At 61.9% G+C, this 20,804-nt stretch carries 18 protein-coding genes and 1 riboswitch; of the genes, 3 read left to right on the forward strand and 15 right to left on the reverse strand.

Going from position 1 to position 20,804, the window contains the following annotated elements; all coding sequences use genetic code 11:
• Positions 1-278, reverse strand: a 278-nt coding sequence (locus B2V21_RS13150; RefSeq protein WP_286917080.1) for a beta-eliminating lyase-related protein, incomplete at its 3' end; no start/stop codon positions are given.
• A gap of 140 nt (positions 279-418) precedes the next feature.
• Positions 419-576, forward strand: a riboswitch (FMN riboswitch).
• Positions 577-681: 105 nt separating this feature from the next.
• Here B2V21_RS13150 and B2V21_RS13155 point away from each other — a divergent pair.
• Complete coding sequence (locus B2V21_RS13155; RefSeq protein WP_056843773.1) at positions 682-1,185, forward strand: 6,7-dimethyl-8-ribityllumazine synthase; 504 nt, start codon at positions 682-684, stop codon at positions 1,183-1,185.
• A gap of 165 nt (positions 1,186-1,350) precedes the next feature.
• On the forward strand, positions 1,351-2,526 hold the full coding sequence (locus B2V21_RS13160) for a M91 family zinc metallopeptidase (protein WP_286917081.1): 1,176 nt from the start codon (positions 1,351-1,353) through the stop codon (positions 2,524-2,526).
• A 3-nt stretch (positions 2,527-2,529) separates the two neighbouring features.
• Here B2V21_RS13160 and astE read toward each other — a convergent pair whose 3' ends face one another.
• From astE to acs, 13 genes are all read right to left on the reverse strand, one after another.
• Positions 2,530-3,528, reverse strand: coding sequence for a succinylglutamate desuccinylase (astE, locus tag B2V21_RS13165; RefSeq protein WP_056843775.1), 999 nt, complete (start codon positions 3,526-3,528; stop codon positions 2,530-2,532).
• A gap of 27 nt (positions 3,529-3,555) precedes the next feature.
• Positions 3,556-3,846, reverse strand: a complete 291-nt coding sequence (locus B2V21_RS13170) for a hypothetical protein (protein WP_043185377.1) — start codon at positions 3,844-3,846, stop codon at positions 3,556-3,558.
• Between the two features lie 37 nt (positions 3,847-3,883).
• Entirely contained in the window at positions 3,884-5,227 is a 1,344-nt protein-coding gene (astB, locus tag B2V21_RS13175; RefSeq protein ID WP_282349587.1) for an N-succinylarginine dihydrolase, read from the reverse strand.
• Positions 5,228-5,276: 49 nt separating this feature from the next.
• A complete protein-coding gene (astD, locus tag B2V21_RS13180) occupies positions 5,277-6,743 on the reverse strand; it encodes a succinylglutamate-semialdehyde dehydrogenase (RefSeq protein ID WP_286917088.1) in 1,467 nt (488 codons plus the stop codon).
• Positions 6,740-7,768: an arginine N-succinyltransferase gene (gene astA, locus B2V21_RS13185; RefSeq protein WP_049862157.1), complete on the reverse strand. Its 1,029-nt coding sequence runs from the start codon at positions 7,766-7,768 to the stop codon at positions 6,740-6,742. The genes astD and astA overlap by 4 nt, the downstream gene beginning before the upstream one ends.
• 60 nt (positions 7,769-7,828) lie before the next feature.
• The gene (gene aruF / locus B2V21_RS13190; protein ID WP_056843778.1) at positions 7,829-8,857 is read right to left on the reverse strand and encodes an arginine/ornithine succinyltransferase subunit alpha; all 1,029 of its coding nucleotides are present in this window, start codon (positions 8,855-8,857) and stop codon (positions 7,829-7,831) included.
• 90 nt (positions 8,858-8,947) lie between these two features.
• Positions 8,948-10,168, reverse strand: coding sequence for an aspartate aminotransferase family protein (locus tag B2V21_RS13195; protein ID WP_286917082.1), 1,221 nt, complete (start codon positions 10,166-10,168; stop codon positions 8,948-8,950).
• Between the two features lie 346 nt (positions 10,169-10,514).
• Complete coding sequence (argR, locus tag B2V21_RS13200; protein WP_049862160.1) at positions 10,515-11,495, reverse strand: transcriptional regulator ArgR; 981 nt, start codon at positions 11,493-11,495, stop codon at positions 10,515-10,517.
• Positions 11,496-11,611: 116 nt separating this feature from the next.
• Positions 11,612-12,376 (reverse strand): ABC transporter ATP-binding protein, encoded by a 765-nt coding sequence (locus tag B2V21_RS13205; protein WP_049862161.1) that lies wholly within the window; start codon positions 12,374-12,376, stop codon positions 11,612-11,614.
• Between the two features lie 71 nt (positions 12,377-12,447).
• Positions 12,448-13,146 carry an ABC transporter permease gene (locus B2V21_RS13210; RefSeq protein ID WP_049862162.1) on the reverse strand — a complete coding sequence of 233 codons (699 nt, stop codon included), beginning with the start codon at positions 13,144-13,146 and terminating at the stop codon, positions 12,448-12,450.
• A complete protein-coding gene (locus tag B2V21_RS13215) occupies positions 13,143-13,832 on the reverse strand; it encodes an ABC transporter permease (RefSeq protein ID WP_286917083.1) in 690 nt (229 codons plus the stop codon). The genes B2V21_RS13210 and B2V21_RS13215 overlap by 4 nt, the downstream gene beginning before the upstream one ends.
• A gap of 86 nt (positions 13,833-13,918) precedes the next feature.
• Complete coding sequence (locus tag B2V21_RS13220) at positions 13,919-14,695, reverse strand: ABC transporter substrate-binding protein (RefSeq protein ID WP_056843781.1); 777 nt, start codon at positions 14,693-14,695, stop codon at positions 13,919-13,921.
• 524 nt (positions 14,696-15,219) lie between these two features.
• Positions 15,220-17,181, reverse strand: a complete 1,962-nt coding sequence (acs, locus tag B2V21_RS13225) for an acetate--CoA ligase (RefSeq protein WP_056843945.1) — start codon at positions 17,179-17,181, stop codon at positions 15,220-15,222.
• A gap of 361 nt (positions 17,182-17,542) precedes the next feature.
• Here acs and B2V21_RS13230 point away from each other — a divergent pair, with 361 nt between their 5' ends.
• Positions 17,543-17,803, forward strand: coding sequence for a DUF2790 domain-containing protein (locus B2V21_RS13230; protein ID WP_043185340.1), 261 nt, complete (start codon positions 17,543-17,545; stop codon positions 17,801-17,803).
• 81 nt (positions 17,804-17,884) lie between these two features.
• On the opposite strand, the gene B2V21_RS13235 is transcribed toward B2V21_RS13230, so the two are convergent.
• Positions 17,885-20,716, reverse strand: a complete 2,832-nt coding sequence (locus tag B2V21_RS13235; RefSeq protein ID WP_286917084.1) for an RHS repeat-associated core domain-containing protein — start codon at positions 20,714-20,716, stop codon at positions 17,885-17,887.
• Positions 20,717-20,804: the final 88 nt, after the last annotated feature.

Below are 20,804 nucleotides of genomic sequence, written 5' to 3' on the forward strand. Positions count from 1 at the left end.
CCGCCGCCTTCGTATTTGTAGGTGTGTGCCTGCTGCCCGACGATGTACTCCTCGCCACGCTCGCAGTGAGCCATGAGGCCGAGCAGGTTGCTCATGGTGCCACTGGGCACGAACAGCGCCGCCTGGAAACCCAGATCGGCTGCCAGCCTGGCTTCGAGGCGGTTGACCGTCGGGTCTTCGCCATAGACATCATCGCCGGTCGGCGCCGCGTGCATGACCGCAAGCATGCCGGGCGTGGGCTGAGTAACGGTGTCACTGCGCAGGTCGATGATGGACATGATGGCCTCGGGTTCGTGTCAGCCTCTATTACTGCGGGTTGCGCGGCCACGAATCAAGCCTTGGTGAAACAATTGTCCGGGCCGCTGTTCAGCGCGTCCGCAAGTATGTTACAAAACCAGCGCCGCCCCATGGGGGTGGCAAACGTTCTCAGGGCGGGGTGCAACTCCCCACCGGCGGTGATGGCGCGCAACGCGTCGAGCCCGCGAGCGCTTGTGAGCCGGCAACGGCCCGCAAGGTCAGCAGACCCGGTGTGATCCCGGGGCCGACGGTCATAGTCCGGATGAAGAGAGAACGGGATTGCGACACCTTCAAAAGGCCAACGCAGGGCCGTGCCATGCGCATGTACCCACAGATCCCCTTCGATCCACATGCCCTGTTTTTTTCTTGAACAGGAGTGAACCGATGCAACCCACTGCAATTGACAGCAAGAGCCACACCCACGAACGGATCGCTTTCGTGCAGGCTTGCTGGCACAAGGATATTGTCGACCAGAGCCGCAAAGGCTTCGTCGAAGAAATGCGCGTGCTGGGCTACCAGGAAGCCGATATCGACTTCTATGAAGTCGGCGGCGCTTTCGAAATTCCCCTGCACGCCAAGCTGCTGGCCAAGACCGGGCGCTATGCCGCCGTGGTCGGCGCGGCCCTGGTGGTGGACGGTGGTATCTACCGTCACGAGTTCGTCGCCCAGTCGGTGGTCAGCGCGCTGATGCAGGTGCAACTGGAAACCGAAGTGCCGGTATTCTCGGTGGTGCTGACCCCGCACCATTTCCACGACGGCGAGCAGCATCACACCTACTTCTTCAACCACTTCCTGCACAAGGGCGCGGAAGCCGCGCGCACCGTGGCCGATACCGTACAGAAAGTACGCGCGCTGCGTCGCCTGCAGCAGCAACAGAAAATCGCCTGACGTTCAACGGCGTGCCGTTCGTTCGGCCACGGGTTCCGACAAGGTCCCGTGGCCGGTTCGCCGCACGTACCGGCATCAACCCTCATACCCGATACATGTGTAGCACTCTTCCGCATTGCCCTCCCCCTACGCTGCGGCTTCTCTATCGGATACAGGAAGCCTGCCATGGAACATCTCCCCCCTCGGGTATTCATTCGCCGCAATGAGGAGCCTGCCCACGAGCTCGACAGTCATTCGCTGCCCTATGCCGATCTGCAGGTTCGCATCGACTTCGAGGCTGCCCCCGTACCGCGTCTGTTGATCGCCACGACGAGCGCCGATGACCAACTGCGCCTCGACGCCAGCGATGGCACGCTGCTGCTGACGCTCAACGGCCTGCAGTACCGTATCGAACCCATCGTTGAGCCGCTTGACTTGATCATCGACACCGATGCCGGCGACGACACGGTGCGCACGGAAAGACTGCGAGGCAAGATAACGCTGCGCACCGGTGCCGGCGATGACCTGATAAAGGTCGGGGCGGGCAACTTCTACATCGACTCCGGTGCAGGCAACGACACCGTACTGACCCGTGGTCACGGGATGCACACGATCTATGCCGGAGACGGCGACGACACCTGCTTTGGCGGTGAACAGCTGACCTTCATGGCCGGCGGCGAAGGTGATGATCGCCTGGTAGCAGGCGCAGGTCTGAGCATCATCAGTCCCGGCCCGGGCGAGGATTCGATATTCCCCGGCTCAGGCAGCAACGTGGTCTACAGCAGTGACGAGAACGATCTGATCCTGCGCGAGAAAGGCACGCTGCGCCTGCATCGGGGCGGCAGTCACCGCGCAGGCGATCAAGCCCTGCGCATCGAAGGCAGCGATGGATTCGTCAAACGGGTAGAAGCCGACCTTGATCTGCTGCGCACCTCGCCCACTGCGCGTTTACTGCTGCAGGCGCTGGATGAGGCAGCCAGTGCCCATGGCACACAGGTAACCGTGCGCTTTACCCATGAACCCAATGGCTATTTCGGCCACCCGCATTGGCCGGTGATCGATGGTCAGCGCGCACCCGCAGGACAATCCGGCGAACTGGTCTACAACCCCGCCTGGCAACCGCCGGGTAGTTTTCCCGTAGTGGTGCTGTACCACGAGCTGTGCCATGCCTATAACTTCGCCACAGGGTCGATGTTCGGCTTCGATCACGAGCGTCAGGTGGTCGGCCTGCCTACCGAACATCCCCCGTTCGACTTCGACGACGACCCGCAAACACCGCCGTTGAACACCAATCCGGATCCGTTCAATGAAAACAGCCTGCGCCGCGAGTTGGGTCTGCCGCCACGCCTGAACTACCCCTGAGCCTCACACCTGCGTTGTCGGCACGATCAAAATGCCGGCGCGCAGGCCATTGGCAACCTTGGGGTTGGGGAAGATGATCCGCGCGCCCTGTTCTTCCACGACCCAGCGCTGTTCGCGTCCGTCTTCGGCCAGCAGGTAGCCTTGATCCAGCTCGGTGAAATTCTCGATATCGTCATCCAGATGCAGGCGGAAGGCATCCGTGTGCTTGATGACTTCACGTGACACGGAAAACAGCACCAACTGATCCAGTGGCTGTTCGAGGTCCGTCTCGACCCCTTCGATCAACTGCCGCAGGCTGGCCTCCAGACGACTCAGGTCGACCTCGGCGTTCTGCCCGAATGGCCTGGCCTTGCCCAGCTCCAGGGTAAAGGCTTCGGCGTCGAGCTGCTCGTAGGTGAACGCGCTGAACGTGATGGAAGGCTTGTTCTGCAGCAACACGGCGCGCATGCCTGCCGCCTGCAGGCGCACCAACTCTTGCCGGGAATGCTCGCGGCCCTGCTTCCAGGGATAGAGGGCGAACTGCTCGATCCGTGAACCACGGATGGCGGTGTGCAGGTCGTAGTGCAGACGCGTGCGCTGCGGCAGGCTGAAGAAGGTCGTGGCCAGGCGTTCCAGTTCGCAGGCACGCAAGGCTTCGTTGCCGCTGACAGCGTCGTGTCGGCCGTTGAACAGCCGGTTGACGTCGCGCTCGATGTAGCGGACGCCACGGCGCATCGCTTCAGGGTTGCCGAACAGAAACAGGATACGTGCGCGGGGAACCAACTGACCGCGGGCGATGGCCTGAACAAGCGTGTCGAGCAATTCGATGGGCGCGGTTTCATTGCCGTGCACACCGGCCGACAGCAGCAAGTCGAGGCCGCTGTCGGTGTTGGCCGCGGGGCGCACTTCCAGGGCGCCTTCCCCGAGCCAGCGCAGGCTGACGCCGCCGGTGGTCAGCTGGATCTTCTGCGCCGGCTCGCGGCCGGCCAAGGTCAAGTCGAGCAGTTTGCCAAGAGCGAGCATGGGGCGGCGTCCCTGAAGGATGGAGTTTTAGTGGTTGCAGTCCGGACCGTGAACGTGACCGTCCTCTTCTTCGGCGCCCGCATCGGCCGGTTCCATTTCCAGCTGCAGGCTGACCAGGTTGGTCGCCAGGGGTCGCAGCAACAGGTTGGCGTATTCGGCATCTCCTTCTTCGACGTCCACGCCGATCAGCAGCTGGCCACGGCCATCGTGCTGAATCCAGACTTCCTTGCCCTGCCAGACCACGCAGAAGCGGGTGCAGGAGGTTTCCAGTTGGGTGCCGTCGGTGTCTTCGAGAATCAAGCGCAGGGCGTCGGACATACAGTTACCTCAATGATATTCAGTGTTGAAAAAATGGTCAGAGCTGGAAAGGATAGACCGAACCCAGTGCCAGGATCCGAGTCAGCTCGTCCAATGCCTCGCGGCATTCGATCAGCAGTTGCGGGTCGGCCATATCGGCCTCGACCAGGCGGTCGCGGTAATGGCGCTCGACCCAGTCGTTCAGCGTTTCGTACAGCGCAGGCGTCAGGATCACGCCAGGGTTGACCGCTGCCAGCTCCTCGGGCTTGAGCGCCACGCGCAGGCGCAGGCAGGCCGGCCCGCCACCATTGCGCATGCTTTGCTTGAGGTCGAACACCTTGACCTCGGCAATGCCGGTGCCTTGCCCGGTCAGGCGTTCCAGATAACTCCAGACACGCGGGTTGGCGCGGCATTCTTCCGGGACCACCAGCAGCATGCTGCCGTCGGCACGGCTGAGCAACTGGCTGTTGAACAGGTAGGTGCGCACGGCATCGTCCACCGAGACCTCGGCGCGGGGCACGCCGATCGCCTGCAAACGCCCGCCCCGCGCGGCGAGCTTGGTCTGCAGTTCGGCCAGCACGCGGTCGCTGTCGAGGAACGCGTCCTGGTGGTGGAACAGCAACTCGCCATTACCGACCGCGATCACGTCGTTGTGAAACACGCCCTGATCGATGACGTCCGGATTCTGCTGGGCGAACACCACGCCCTCCTCGCCCAGCCCATGCAGCCGGGCCACGGCCTGGGACGCTTCCAGGGTCTGGCGCGCGGGATACTTCTGCGGCGCGGGCAGGCGCGCGTCGAAGGCACTGCGACCGTAGACGAAGAATTCCACACCCGCCTCGCCATAGTCCCGGCACAGGCGGGTGTGGTTGGCGGCGCCCTCGTCGCCGAACTGAGCAACGGCGGGCAGCGCCTGGTGATGAGCGAAATAGGTCGGGTTGGCGAACATCGCCTGCAACACACGGCTTGTGGTGGGGTGCTCGATGCTGCGGTGGAACTTGCAGTTGAGGTTGGCGGCGGTGAAATGCACGCGGCCATCGGCGGTGTCCGCGCTGGGGCTGACGGTCGCCGCGTTGGCAACCCACATGCTCGACGCCGAGCAACTGGCCACCAACAGCGGCATTGCGTCGCGCGCGGCTTGGGCGATCACCTCGGCATCGCTGCCGGTAAAGCCCAGGCGCCGCAGCGCAGCCACATCAGGGCGTTCCTGGGGCGCCAGCACACCCTGGGTGAAGCCCAGTTCCATCAGCGCTTTCATCTTGGCCAGGCCCTGACGAGCCGCTTCGCGCGGGTTCGAGCCTTGCTGGCTGTTGCTCTGCGACGCCACGTTGCCGTAGGACAACCCACCGTAGTTGTGGGTCGGCCCCACCAGGCCATCGAAATTCACTTCACAGGGTTTCATCGGTTCGGCTCCGTGGATCTGTTCTTGTACGCAACGTTGCTACGACGTTCTACAGCGTGATGCCCGGACTCAGGGTCGCCGGCAGACTGAGCGCGGGGGTTTCCAGCGAGGCCACTGGATAGGCGCAATAGTCGGCGGCGTAGTAGGCGCTGGCGCGGTGGTTGCCGGACGCGCCGACACCGCCGAACGGCGCGCTGCTGGCGGCGCCGGTCAGCTGCTTGTTCCAGTTGACGATACCCGCCCGGCTGCGCAGCCAGAATTCACGATAGCGTTGTTCGGAATCCGACAGCAAACCTGCCGCCAGCCCGTATTGGGTGGCGTTGGCCTCGGAGATGGCCGCATCGAAATCCCCGTAGCGCACCACTTGCAGCAGCGGGCCGAACAGCTCTTCGTCGCGACGACCGCGAGCCTGGGTGACGTCGAGGATGCCGGGGGTGAGCAAGGCCGCGTCGGCCCGTGGCTGGGTCATGCTCAACAGGCTGACCGCGCCGCTGTTCAGCAGGTGTTCCTGCGCCTCGAGCAGCGCCTGTGCCGCTTGCAGCGAGATCACCGAACCCATGAACGGCGCCGGCTGGCGGTCGTATTCGCCGACTTCGAGGGTGGCGCAGACCTGCACCAGCCGCTCGAGCAACCGGTCGCCCCACGCCCCGGCGGGTACCAGCAAGCGCCGCGCGCAGGTGCACCGCTGCCCGGCGGAAATGAACGCCGATTGGATGATGGTATAGACCGCCGCATCCAGGTCCTGGACCTGCTCGACCACGAGCGGATTATTGCCACCCATTTCCAACGCGAGGATCTTGCCTGGCTGGCCAGCGAACTGCTGATGCAGCAGATTGCCGGTGGCACTGGAGCCGGTGAAGAACAGCCCGTCGAGCCCGGCGTTGGCGGCCAGCGCCACGCCCGTCTGGCGACCACCCTGCAGCAGGTTCAGCACGCCCGCCGGCAGACCGGCTTCGGCCCAGCAGCGCACGGTCAACTCGGCCACCTTGGGCGTCAGCTCGCTGGGTTTGAACAGCACGCAGTTGCCGGCCAGCAGCGCAGGTACAATGTGGCCGTTGGGCAGGTGACCGGGAAAGTTGTACGGACCGAACACCGCCACCACACCGTGGGGCTTGTGCCGCAGGGCCGCCGTGGCATCGGCCAGGGGTGCGCTCTTCTCACCGGTGCGCTCGGCGTGACTCTGAATCGAGATGGCGACCTTGTTGACCATGCTGGTCACTTCGGTGGCCGCTTCCCACAAGGGCTTGCCGGTTTCTTCGCCAATACACTGCGCCAGTTCGTCGGCGCGGGCCTTGAGGCGATCGGCGAACGCGTGCAGCACGGTGATGCGCGCCGACAGCGGCTGGCTCGCCCAATCCACGAAGGCATGCCGCGCCGCCAGAACGGCCTTGTCCACCTGTTCGGCGCTGGCGCAGCATCCCTGCCAGACCACGGCCTGACCCACCGGATTGAGGGACGTCAGCTGTTCGCCTTCGCCTGGCAGCCACTGGCCATCAATGTACAGAGTATTCATCAGAGCACCTCCCGTGCTGGCGGGGTCATGGGCACTGCGCGCACCTGGTCACCCGCGCTCAGCTGCAGGCGGCGGGCAGTCAAAGGATCGACCACCAGGGTGCCGGAGGCGAAACGCGCAGGGGCTGCGGTGATGCGGCACGCTTCGCGCTCGCGGTTGTAGATCAGGAACGGTGGCGCATCGTCACCTGGAGTGCCGATGGCCAGGACCAGGCTCTTGCTGTCGTGGACCGCGCGAATCTTGCTGGTTTCGCATTCCACGGCCGGGCCTGCGTCGAAGATGTCGACGTAACCCTGGTAACTGAAGCCTTCGGCCTTGAGCATGGTCAGCGCCGGCTCGGTGTCCGGGTGAACCTTGCCGATCACCTCCCGCGCCGCCGGTGACAGAAAGCAGCTGTACAGCGGGAACTTGGGCATCAGCTCGGCGATGAAGGCGCGATTGCCAACACCGGTGAGGTAGTCGGCCTGGCTGAATTCCATCTTGAAGAAATGCCGACCCAGGCTTTCCCAGAACGGCGAGCGTCCGTCGGCATCGGAAATGCCGCGCATCTCGGCAATCACCTTGCGCCCGAACAGCTCCGGAAACTGGGCGATGAACAGCAGCCGCGCCTTTGCCAGCAAACGGCCGTTCAGGCCCTTGCGGTAACCCTCGCGCAGGAACAGCGAACACAGTTCCGAATTGCCGGTCAGGTCGTTGGCCAGGAACAGCGTGGGAATCTCGCGATAGATGTTCAGTTCCTTCGAGGCGCTGACCGTCAGCCCCACCCGGTAGTTGTACCAGGGCTCGCGCTGACCCACGGCGCCGGCGATGGCCGAAATACCCACGACCGTGCCGTCGTCGTCTTCAAGGACGAACAGGTAATCAGCATCACCGCGCTCAGCTTCGCCACGGAAGGTTTTCTCGGCCCAGCCGACGCGGTGCGCCAGCCGCTCTTCATTGGCTGGCAGGGTGGTCAGGCCGGGGCCGGTGCTGCGGGCCAATTCGATCAGCGCTGGCAGGTCGCTGCTGCGTACGGGACGAACGATCATGCTTTCTCCTCGAGCGGGCACCGCACGGCACCCGCAGAACTCGGCCTGTTCAACCAGGTATCAAACTGCAACCAGGCGCACGCTGGCGCCCTCGCCCACACCCAGCGCCTCGGCTGTCGCCAGATCCAGGCCGACCGGCTTGCCGGGCACCCAGTCGAGCTCCAGCAACACCGCGCGATAATCCTGCAGCAGGCCGTTGGAAACCAGATAGGGCCGGCCCGGTCCACCGCGCTCATCGCTGGCCGCGACCAGCTTGACCGGGACCACCCGGCTGTGGGCGATGGAGCGAATGCCCGACACACGGGCATGCAAGGTCGGCCCGCCGTCGAAGATATCGATGTAATGATCGGTCTCGAAGCCTTCGCGCATCAGGATGTCGAACGTCACCTGAGCCCGTGGATGCACCTGGCCCATGGCCTCCTGGGCCTGGTCGGGCAGCAGCGGCACGTAGATCGGGTAATGCGGCATCAGTTCGGCAAGAAACGTGCGGCTCTTGATGCCGCACAGGCGTTCGGCCTCGGCGTAGTTGAGGTCGAAGAAATTGCGGCCGATTGCGTCCCAGAAGGGCGAATCACCCTGCTCGTCGCTGTAGCCGACGATCTCGGTCACCACTGAATCGGCGAAGCGCTCCGGGTGGTTGGCCATGAACAGCAGGCGGGCGCGGGAGTTGAGTTCGGCCCAGATACTGCCCACCAGCTCGGGCACCACGTAGAAGCTGGTCAACAGGCTGTTGCCGGTCAGGTCGTGGCACTGCGACAGGACGTGAATCTTGTTGTGGATCTTCAGCTCGCGCGAAGCATGCACGAAGGTCTCGTTGCGAAAACTGTAGAACGGTTCGGAATAACCGGCGGAGGCGACGATCGCCGAGCACCCCACCAGACGCTGGGTGGCCAGGTCTTCGAGCACGAAGAAATAGCTCTCTTCACCGTTGAAGCTGACTTCGGCAGCGAAGGACGCTTCCGACTTGCTGATCTTGTCGCTCAACCGGCCGGCGTCGTCAGGCAGGGAAGTGACACCGATGGGGCTGTCGGCGGCCAGCCGCTGAACCTCGGCCAGGTCAGCCATTTGCGCAGGGCGCATTACCAGCATGGTGTCACTCCTTGTCGATTGAAGCAGTCGATTGCAGCGGTCGATTGCAAAGGCGGCGCCGACCGGGGGCAGGCACCGCGAGCAGGCCGTTCAGGCCTGGGTCAGGTGCGCCACGGCGCGCTCGAAACGGTCCAGGCCTTCATCGATGTCGGCTTCCTCGATGACCAGGCTCGGGGCAAAGCGCACCACGTCGGGACCGGCTTGCAGGATCATCAGGTCATGCTGCTCGGCAGCATTGAAGAAGTCCTTGGCGCGCCCCTTCCAGGCGTCGCTCAAGGCGCAGCCGATCAGCAGGCCCAGGCCGCGCACCTCGGTGAACACGCCATAGCGCTGGCCAATCTGCTCCAGGCGCGTCTTGAAGCGCTGGTGCCGGGCCTTGACGCCGGCCAGCACATGCGGGGTGTTGACCACGTCGAGCACCGCCTCGGCGACCGCGCAAGCCAACGGATTGCCGCCATAGGTGGTGCCATGCACGCCGACCGCGAAATGCTTGGCCAGTGCGTCGGTGGTCAGCATCGCGCCGATGGGGAAGCCGCCCCCCAGGCTCTTGGCGCTGGAGAGGATATCCGGGGTCACACCGTAGTTCATGTAGCTGTAGAGCTCGCCGCTGCGGCCCATGCCGCTCTGCACTTCGTCGAACACCAACAGGGCATTGAACTGGTCGCACAGGTCGCGCGCGCCTTGCAGATAGGCCGGGTCGGCAGGCACTACGCCGCCTTCGCCCTGAACCGGCTCCAGGACCACGGCGCAAGTCTTCTCGGACACCGCCGCTTTCAGCGCTTCGAGGTCGTTGTACGGAACGTGCCGGATGCCGGTGATTTTCGGACCGAAGCCATCGGAGTATTTCGGCTGACCGCCGACGCTAACGGTAAACAGCGTGCGACCGTGGAAGCTATTGATGGCCGAAACGATCTCGTATTTCTCGGGACCGAATTTGTCGTGCGCCACACGCCGGGCCAGCTTGAAGGCGGCCTCGTTGGCTTCGGCGCCGGAGTTGCAGAAGAACACCCGGTCGGCGAAGGTGGCGTCGACCAGCTTCTTGGCCAGGCGCAGGGTCGGCTCGTTGGTGAAGACGTTGGACACGTGCCAAAGCTTGTTGGCCTGTTCGGTCAACGCGCCGACCAATGCCGGGTGCGCGTGACCCAGCACGTTGACGGCGATGCCACCGGAGAAATCGATGAGCTCGCGACCGGCCTGATCCCACACTCTGGAGCCGGCACCGCGCACGGGAATGAAAGCGGCCGGCGCATAGTTGGGAACCATTACCTGGTCGAAATCGGCACGTTGCACGGGGGCTTGCTCAACGGACATCGGAGTCTCCTGTCAAGGAACGCTCAGCGCAAAATGGGCGAGCGATGGGGAATTGTAAGGACTGGTTCGCGCGCGGCATTGCCGCCATGCGACAACTTGTTACAGCGCCAAACCGCCATTCTACGGGGGTTGTCGCGAATGCGACATATAGGGATAGAAAGGAGCTCGCCTTGCGGTTCAGCCCGATATACCGCGGCGCGCCCTTCGCGGGCAGAGCCCGCTCCCACATTCTGGTGCGAGGGCACCCTTCGCAGACATAGCTTGCTTTTGCTTCCCTGTGGGAGCGGGCTCTGCCCGCGAAGGCCACACCGCGCTTCGCCTGACACAGCGCATTCCAGAGGCAGGGTCAGCCGCGCTCGGCCGGCACCGAAGACAGTTCGAACGGGCTGCTGCTGCGGCGCTGGTTGCGGTCTTCGCGGGGGGTGGCGCCGAAGAAATTGCGGTAGGCACTGGAGAAGTGCGGCCCGGAAGAAAACCCGCACGACAGGCCGATCTGGATGATCGATTTGCTGGTCTGCATCAGCATCTGCCGAGCCTTGTTCAGGCGCAGCTCCAGGTAATACTGGCTCGGCACGCGATTGAGGTACTGCTTGAAGATACGCTCCAGCTGACGCCGGGATACGCACACATGCTGGGCGATCTCGTCGGTGGTCAACGGTTCTTCGATGTTGGCCTCCATCAACAATACCGCCTGGGTCAGCTTCGGATGGCTGGAGCCCAGGCGATTCTGCAGAGGAATGCGCTGGCGCTCCCCGCCTTCGCGGATACGCTCCACCACCAGCTCCTCGGAAACCGCCCCGGCCAGTTCAGCGCCATGATCACGGGCCAGCACCGCCAGCAGCAGGTCGAGCACCGACAGACCGCCGCAAGCGGTCATCCGGTCGCGATCCCAGTCGAACAGGTGGCTGGTGGCGATGACCTTGGGGAAGCGCTCGGCGAAATCATCCTGCCAGCGCCAGTGCACGGCCGCGCGGTAACCGTCGAGCAGCCCCAATTGCGCCAGCGGATACACCCCGGCCGACAGTCCACCGACCATGCAGCCTGCTCGGACGGTCTGCTTCAGCGCAGTGGACAGTGCCGGCGCCAATGCCGCCGGTGGCTCGTCCGCCAGCAGGAACAGCTTGTGGCACCCTTCCAGGCGACCGTTCCACGCCTCCCCCGGCAGTTGCCAACCACCCGGCACGGGCGGCTCGGCCTGCAGGAACAGCAACTCGTAGGTCACGTCCGGGTGCACCTTCTGCGCCACTCGCAGGGCCTCCTCGGCCAGCGCCAAGGTCAGGGCTCGCGTGCTGGGCCAATAGAGGAAACCGATTCGTTGGGCTGTCATCTGATGCGGACCGAAACCTTAAGTATCAAAAACCGAATGGGACATGGTACTGCGCCGGATCAGGCATGCCTGCCCTGCACACACGAAAACACTCGGCAAAATGTTTCAAGCAACGATCACTTGAGGCTGCCGGACAAAAACTGCTGCAACCGCTCGGAGCGCGGATTGGCCAACACCTCGCGGGGGTCGCCGGTCTCCTCGACCAGCCCCTTGTGCAGGAAGACCAGCTGGTTCGATACTTCGCGGGCAAAGCCCATCTCGTGAGTCACCACGACCATGGTCCGTCCTTCCTGGGCCAGGGCCTGCATCACCTTGAGCACGTCACCGACCAGCTCGGGATCCAGCGCCGAAGTCGGCTCGTCGAACAGCATCACCTCAGGCTCCACCGCCAGCGCGCGAGCGATGGCCACCCGCTGCTGCTCGCCGCCGGACATGTGCCCCGGATAGGCATCCTTGCGGTGCGCAACACCGACCTTGGCCAGATAGTACTCGGCTTTCTCCAGGGCTTCCTTCTTCGAAACACCCAATACGTGTACCGGCGCTTCGATGATGTTTTCCAGCGCGGTCATGTGCGACCACAGGTTGAAATGCTGGAACACCATCGACAGCCGCGAGCGCAGACGCTGCAACTGCTTGGGATCGGCCGCCTTGAGCGCGCCGTCCTTGCCGGGCACCAGCTTGAGTTCTTCGTCATTGAGCAGGATCTTGCCCGCATGGGGCTGCTCGAGCAGGTTGATGCAGCGCAGGAACGTGCTCTTGCCCGATCCGCTGGAGCCGATGATGCTGATCACATCGCCCGCCTTGGCCGCCAGCGAGACACCCTTGAGCACCTCGTGCGAGCCGTAGCGCTTGTGCAGGTCCTGAACTTGAAGTTTGTACATGATCGGGGGTCTCGCAGATCGGTCAGTCACGGCTCACTGGCTCGCGACGAAAGGGTTTTCGCTGCACGCGGTCAGTGCCTGCGTGGCGCGAGATAGGCCAGCCAGCGGCGCTCGGCCAGCTTGAACAGGCGCACCAGAATGAACGTCAGACACAGGTAGCAAACGCCCGCCGTGATGTAGGCTTCGAACGGCAGGTAGTACTGGGCGTTCACCGTACGCGCCGCGCCGGTGATGTCGATCAGCGTCACGATCGAGGCCAGACTGGTGGTCTGCAGCATCATGATCACTTCGTTGCTGTACTGCGGCAGCGCCCGACGCAGCGCCGAAGGCAGCAGGATGCGTCGATACATCCCGGCCTTGGACATGCCCATCGCCCGCGCCGCTTCGATCTCGCCCGGGGGCGTGGCGCGCAGGCTGCCGGCGATGATCTCGGCGGTGTAGGCGCTGGTATTGATGGCAAATGCCAGGCAGGCGCAGAACGTGGCGCTCGACAACCAGGGCCAGAGCACACTGTTGCGCACGACCTCGAACTGGGCCAGGCCGTAGTAGATCAGGAACAGCTGCACCAGCATGGGCGTGCCGCGGATGACATAGGTGTAGAGCCACGCGACACCGTTGACCAGTGGCTGCCGGGACACCCGCATCAAGCCCAGCGGCAGCGCCGCCAGAAGGCCGAAGAACAGCGAGATGGCCAGCAGTTTCAAGGTTTCCAGCATGCCGCTCATGTACAGCGGCAGGCTGTCCCAGACGACGTTGTAATCGAAGATCATAGTTCAGCCGCCTTGATGCCCACCGAATAGCGTTTTTCGACGGCGCGCAGCAACAGCAGCGACACGCTGGTGATCACCAGGTACATCGCCGCTACTGCGAGGAAGAAGGTGAACGGCTCGCGGGTGGCATCCGCCGCCTGCTTGGCCTTGAACATCATGTCCTGCAGGCCGACCATCGAGATCAATGCCGTGGCCTTGGTCAGCACCAGCCAGTTGTTGGTCACACCGGGGATCGCCAGGCGAATCATCTGCGGCACCAGCACCCTGAAGAACACCTGCAGGCTGCTCATGCCATAGGCCATGCCAGCCTCGGCCTGGCCCTTGGGAATGGCCATGAACGCACCGCGGAAGGTTTCCGAGAGGTACGCCCCGAAGATGAAGCCCAAGGTGAAGATACCGGCGAGCAGCGGATTGAGGTCGATGTAGTCGTCGTACCCCACCAGCGGCGCGACGCGGTTGATGATGTCCTGGCCGCCATAGAAGATCAGCAGGATCAACACCAGATCGGGAATGCCGCGAATCACCGTGGCGTAGAGATCGCCCAGCCAGGCCAGCCAGCGTACCGGCGACAGGCGCAAGGCCACGCCCAACAGACCCAGCACGATGGCCAGCGCCATGGACGACAAGGCGAGCTGCAGCGTCAGCCAAGCGCCATCGAGAATGACGGCCCCGTAGCCTTTCAACATGTAGAGATCCTCGCCCGGAGAATGAAAAATGGTGCGAACCGCGGTTCCCCGCCGTTGGCACCATCAGTCAGGTAACGCCTGTCGGCTTATTTGCCGTAGATGTCGAAGTCGAAGTACTTGTCCTGGATCTTCTTGTACTCGCCATTGGCACGAATGCCCGCGATGGCCGCGTTGATGCGTTCCAGGTTGGCCTTGTCACCCTTGCGCACGGCGATGCCGATACCGTCACCGAAGTATTTCGGATCGTTGACCGATGGGCCGACGAAGGCATAGCCCTTGCCTGCGTCAGTGTTGAGGAAACCGTCCTGCAACAAGGTGGCATCGGCCAGCGTACCGTCCAGGCGACCGGCAGCCACGTCCAGATAGATCTCGTTCTGCGAGCCATACGGCATCACTTCCACGCCCAGCGGCTTGAGCACTTCGGTGGCATAACGGTCATGGATCGTGCCGCGCTGCACGCCGATCTTCTTGCCCTTGAGCTCGCTCATGTCGTCACTGACCGTGGTGCCCGCCTTCATGACCAGGCGCGCCGGCGTGGCGTAGTATTTGTTGGTGAAGTCGACGGATTTCTTGCGGTCATCGGTGATCGACATCGACGACAGAATAGCGTCGATCTTGCGCACCTTGAGGGCTGGAATGAGGCCGTCGAATTCCTGCTCGACCCAGGTGCACTTGACCTTCATCTCGGCACACAGCGCGTTGCCGATGTCGTAGTCGAAGCCAACGATGCTGCCATCCGGCGCCTTGGAGGCGAATGGTGGGTAAGCGGCCTCGATGCCGATCTTCAACGGCTTTTCATCGGCGAACGACGCCGCCGACAGCACGGACAGTGCCAATGCGCCAAACAGTGCGAGTTTCTTCATTGGGTGAGCTCCAGCGAAAAGGGCAGTATGGGCAAAGTGAGCGCAGGCCCAGAATGCGAAAAAATGAAGCTGAACAGGCGACGCCGCAGGGTCCGGCGAGTGAGCGCATTCTAACGGCACTGTGCCAGTCGATATTTCGTCAATGCGACAAGTAGTTACAGAAGCAACGAGACACCCAGGCCAGGGGATTGACAGCCCTCATCGAGTGTGGTCTGGAGAAATGAGAGGCGATCTGAGACTGAAGCAATTAGCGCGCCCATTATTGGCAAAGCCTTCTGGGACGGCAAGTGTGGCGTTGCAGGTGGAAGCAGGTAGGCGTAGCAGTGGGGTATTGAGTGGCAGGTGGTGTGTGCTGGACTTTCATGCAGTAACACAGGCAATCGTCGATAAGCTTTGATGGCCCCTTCGCGGGCAGAGGGTTCGGCCGCCCGCCCTGCTCCCACATGTGCGCGTCAATGCACACTCATGTGGGAGCGGGCTCTGCCCGCGAAGAGGCCCTCAAGATCACATCACATCACCTCAAATCACGCAGAAGCCCGATGCATGTCCTTGTGAGTATCGATCAACTGCTGCACCACCCCCGGATCGGCCAGGGTGGAGATGTCACCCAGCGCGTCGTACTCGGACGTGGCGATCTTGCGCAGGATGCGCCGCATGATCTTGCCCGACCGCGTCTTGGGCAGCCCCGGCGCCCACTGGATCACATCCGGCGACGCGATGGGACCGATCTCCTTGCGCACCCAGTTCTTGAGCTCCAGACGCAATTCCTCGCTGGCCTGCTCGCCGCCATTGAGCGTGACGTAGACGTAGATGCCCTGCCCCTTGAGGTCGTGAGGCACACCCACCACAGCGGCTTCGGCCACCTTGGGATGGGCGACCATCGCACTTTCGATCTCGGCCGTGCCCATGCGGTGCCCGGAAACGTTGAGCACGTCATCGACCCGCCCGGTGATCCAGTAGTAGCCATCTTCGTCGCGACGGGCACCGTCGCCGGTGAAGTACATGCCGCGGAATGTCTTGAAATAGGTGTCGACGAAGCGATCGTGATCGCCATACAGGGTGCGCGACTGGCCCGGCCACGAATCGAGGATCACCAGATTGCCTTCGGCCGCCCCCTCGATGATGTTGCCCAGGTTGTCCACCAGCGCCGGCACCACACCGAAGAACGGCTTGGTCGCCGAGCCCGGCTTGAGGCCGATCGCACCCGGCAGCGGGCTGATCAGGATGCCGCCGGTTTCGGTCTGCCACCAGGTGTCGACGATCGGGCAGTTCTGCTTGCCGACCGTGTTGTAGTACCAGTTCCAGGCTTCCGGGTTGATCGGCTCGCCCACCGAACCGAGCAGGCGCAGGCTCGAGCCATCGGCGCCCTCGACCGCCTTGGAGCCCTCGGCCATCATCGCCCGGATCGCCGTGGGCGCCGTGTAGAGGATGTTGACCTTGTGCTTGTCGACGATCTTCGACACCCGGGTGATGTCCGGGTAGTTGGGTACGCCCTCGAACAACAGCGTCGTGGCTCCGTTGGCCAGGGGACCATAGACGATGTAACTGTGGCCGGTGATCCAACCCACGTCCGCAGTGCACCAGTAGACGTCGCCGGGCTTGTAGTCGAATACCCGCTCATGGGTCAGCGCGGCATACACCAGGTAGCCGCCGGTGGTGTGCAGCACGCCCTTGGGCTTGCCGGTGGAGCCGGAGGTGTAGAGGATGAACAGCGCTTCCTCGGCGCCCATTTCCTTCGGCGCGCAGGTGCTCGACGCCACTTCCAGCAGCGAGTGGTACCAGATGTCGCGATGACGGTTCCACTCGATGTCGCCGCCGGTGCGCTTGCACACGATGACCTTTTGCACGCTGCTGGTTTCAGGGTTGGTCAGGGCCCGGTCGACGTTGGCCTTGAGCGCCGTCTTACGCCCGCCGCGCAGACCTTCGTCGGCGGTGATCACCACCTTGGACTGGCAGTCGATGATGCGTCCTGCCAGTGCTTCGGGTGAAAACCCGCCGAACACCACCGAATGCACCGCGCCGATGCGCGTGCACGCAAGCATGGCCACCACCGCCTCGGGGATCATCGGCATGTACAGGGTCACCACGTCGCCACGGTGCACGTCCTGACCGCGCAGGGCATTGGCGAACTTGCACACTTCGGCATGCAGCTCACGGTACGTGATGTGACGGCTTTCGGAAGGATCGTCACCCTCCCAGATGATCGCGACCTGATCGCCGCGTTCGGCCAGGTGCCGGTCCAGACAGTTGTAGGAAACGTTGAGGGTGCCGTCGGCGAACCACTTGATGTCGACATGGTGGTCGTCGAACGAGGTCTGCTTGACCTTGGTAAAGGGCTTGATCCAATCGAGACGCTGCGCCTGCTCGCGCCAGAAACCGTCCGGGTTGACCACGGACTGCTGGTACATGGCCTTGTAGGTCGCCTCATCGGTCAGCGTGGACGCTGCCACTTCGGGACGAACGGGATACAGGGAAGCCGCACTCATCATTCTTACCTCGGTTGAATAGTTGTTGTTGTATGGACCTGTTTTAAGGGTATCTGCCCCAGGCAGCCATTCGACGATGGTAGTACCAAGACCAGTACCGAGGTCCGTACCCAGACCAGTATCGGTGCCTGCTCAGCGAGGCGGGATTAATGCAGATTCGGATAAAACTGTTTATCCAAACCCGCTCTGTTTACCACAGGCACCGGGGCCTAGAATCGTTTTCGCCAGCAACGGCACTGCGATCGACAAAGACTGTATCCCCCACGAAGGCTGTCGATCGCAACTTCCCCACTCTCAAGTTTCACACGTGACCTCACAAGGGCCGCGTGCACCCTGACGACTGCAAAACAGGAAAATCGACATGAAAGCTTTGTTAATTCTAGCGCTGATTGGCTCGAGCGGTATCGCCCTGGCCGATGAGACCACCACTGCCGCCACACAGAAACCCGTGGTGGAACCCTATGACTATTCACAGCATCCGGACATCGCCCATGTCATTTCCAACTCGGCGATCCCCAATGTCTGCGCCGTGGTCCCGGCGCGCCTGACCTACGAAGACTCGCAGGGCAAGCGCCACATCATGGAATACCACGTCATGGGCAACGGCTGTACCAACAGCTGAATGCGCTCAGTCGAGCAGTATCCAGTGAAGGTTTTGAGCCGATCGGAGCAATGTGTTCCAATCGGCTCGAAAGACACTCAATCAGCTTCGGTTGTAGGGTTTCATTGTCTCCAAGGGTATACGTGTAAGGAATGATATTTCCGCATCGTTGACCGGACCATGGTTGAGCGCAATGATGTTGGCGCTCTCCAGATCCGGGGCATCCAACAGAAATGAAAACACCATATTTTTTTCACGCCCACCTGGAAGCGGTACCAGTTTATCCGCCCCCACGTTGAACTCGTACAGGTCCATGTTGATTTCATACAAAGCGGCATCGGAACTCTGCCCCCCGGCTTCGGTATTGACAGCCGTCGATACCCATGAAGTCGTGCGGTCCTTCGTGTATTTTATGTAAGTCGACAGATCATTAAGCTTCGGTTTCGCCGCCCAGCCGTCCATATTTTTAGCGAGATCTTTAGGTAGTCCGGCGGTGTTTTTTTGGCCAATAAAAGCCCTGGTTACCTGTCGCGCTTGCTGAGTGGAGAGAGCCTGCCAAGCAGTGAAGCCTTGGGGAAACTTCTGCACCATCACGTCCCACGTTCGGTGATCTGCACGATAAAGCGTGAAGTGTTTTTTGCCTGAGGCAGAGGGCGTACCGGCGGACGTACCCGCTGCTGGCTGATCAGGGCTGGCTGCAGCGGGCGGCGCAGCAGGATCGACGACCGCGGATACTGTTGGCGTGATCGCCGGCCTAGGCACAGGACGTGGCAGCAATTCAGGTTGCGGCACCGGGGCAGTGCCAGCAGCGGGTGTGGAGTCAGCTGTCCGCCTGGCCGCGGGAGCCGTGGATCCACTGCCCTCATTGGAAAGGCGAAGGGCGGCAATGCGTTCTTTGATCGACTGACCCATCAGGCCGTTGGCGTCCCGCATGCTAACTGGATTATTGCGCACCATGGCATACAGGTTCAGACCGTCAATATTCCCCGCTGGGTCTGCACTCAACCAGCGCCCTGACCATGTCTGGTAGTAACGGTAACCGTAATAGTACAAGCCTGTCACATCGCGCTCCTTGCCCGAATAGCGGATCGTCCGGTAATTGACCTCGACCTGACTGCGTCCTGCCATCCACGCCGTTCCGCCAAACGGATAGTATTCTTCCTCACTGACGATAATGCCCTGTCCGTCCAGTTCGAGGCTGACATTACCCGTCATGTCGCCGTACAAGTATCGGTACTGGTCATTCTCCACCCCCGAAGGCAGGCCAGCCTCCCATTTCAATAGACTGACCGTGACGTCTGTGCCTGGACAGGTTATGACTTGCAGAGAGGAAGCCTGCACTCCACCTTCAAGCCGCTTCCGTATTTCCAGACCCGGTAAATAATGCACTCGGTGCTGACGAGGTGAATCTGTTACACCGTTAGTGATCTTCAGCACCCGAGATCCAAGTTGATCGTACCGGTACCATTCGTTTACGGGCTCGGCACGTCCGGCTGGAGACTCCACGGCTACTAGTACCCCGCGCTCGTCCCAAACAAGCGATTGCCCAATGTGCAAGGATCGCTGGTGTCCGCCAGGCGTGAAATGGTCGTCTATGCTCGCCGAACCCACATTCCAGGACGAGGGCAATGCCCGGTTGCTGCGATTCGATACAACCATATCGTGAGTATGGTTATTGCCACTTGCGGCAGCCAAGTGACGAATCTGCAACAGGTTGTTGGCAGTGTCGTAACGGTACGTTCGGGCGTAATTCGTATAGGTAACGTCGTCAGTGACAGTCGGACCTACTGCAGGTAGGGCTCTGGAACTCCGCCCTGCATTGGCCATCTCGCGCCCCGTCGCCTGCGTCAACCTATACAGCGAATCGTAGGTGTAAGTCTGTTGCGGCTCTACCTTCTGATTCCGCCAGAATTGTGTGGCATGCGCCATATTGGTAATCGCAAGCAGGTTTCCGACCGGATCGTATTCGTAACACAAGTCGCGCAGATCGCGTCGCCCATCCAAGTAGCCAATGTGCGTGGAGGTCAGGGACTGGGTCGCCTCATCATAGCTGTTACGAACGACAACACCATTACCATGCTCTTCGACTGACATCACGCCTGCGGCCGTGTAGCTGACAGCCTTGATGATTGCTTGCTCGTGGTCTTGATCTGCGGCCTTCATCCAGGTTTGCAACGTTTTGCCAGACACGTCATAGCGCATGCGTTGCCGATTACCTTTGGCATCGGTCATGGTTAGTGGTGCACCGACGGCATCGAAAGAGGCTTGTGTACAATATTGACTTGCATCCAATCGCTCTGCCCATTCGCTCTCGCATTCAGCATCCCAGTCAGGGCTTTGATCGTCCTTGAGCAACCTACGACTGCTGTCGAGCGCCAAGCCGGTAATCGACGAAGCTCGCAGCGATGTCAGACCGGCCTGGTGATAATGTCGGACACATTGACCTGCTAGATTTCGATCACGCGAATCAGGTGAATTGCCTCCCCAGAAAAATCGCTGGACGACGGTTGGATCAGCGCCGGGTGAATGAGTTGCTAACGCTGACAGCCGACCACTTTCCGTATCATAGTCGCGCACTTCAAACGTATTCCCCGGAGTAACCGACAACGCAACTCTCTTGAGTCCATCATGAAAAAAGATGGACGTCCCTGCATCGACATTGTCGGTGCGTATAAGCTGTCCCGATAGACTATGCCATTGCCTTATGTTGGGCCGTGTTTCTGCCTGGGTCAGGGAAAGAGCATGCAAGCGCGGATCGATGCTGCGACAAGGTCGGCCGGCATCATCGTATGCATGGCGAGTGACTAGCGCCTGGGCACTTTCAGCTGTCGCCGAACGGTAATAACTCAGGGCCCGGATGTTCAACCTGCGGCCGTCCAAGCTCCGGATCTCAGGTGTGCGAGCATGCACACCCAAAAAGGATGTTCGCTTCATGTGATCTCCACTATGGCGAATGATGAGGAACGGAAGTCGCTCCTGATACCTGGATATTAGGTGACGTGCCATAGCTCCCATAGTTAGC

It is taken from the genome of Pseudomonas sp. UBA6276, from assembly GCF_002438365.1.
Taxonomy (GTDB): Bacteria; Pseudomonadota; Gammaproteobacteria; order Pseudomonadales; family Pseudomonadaceae; genus Aquipseudomonas; species Aquipseudomonas coleopterorum.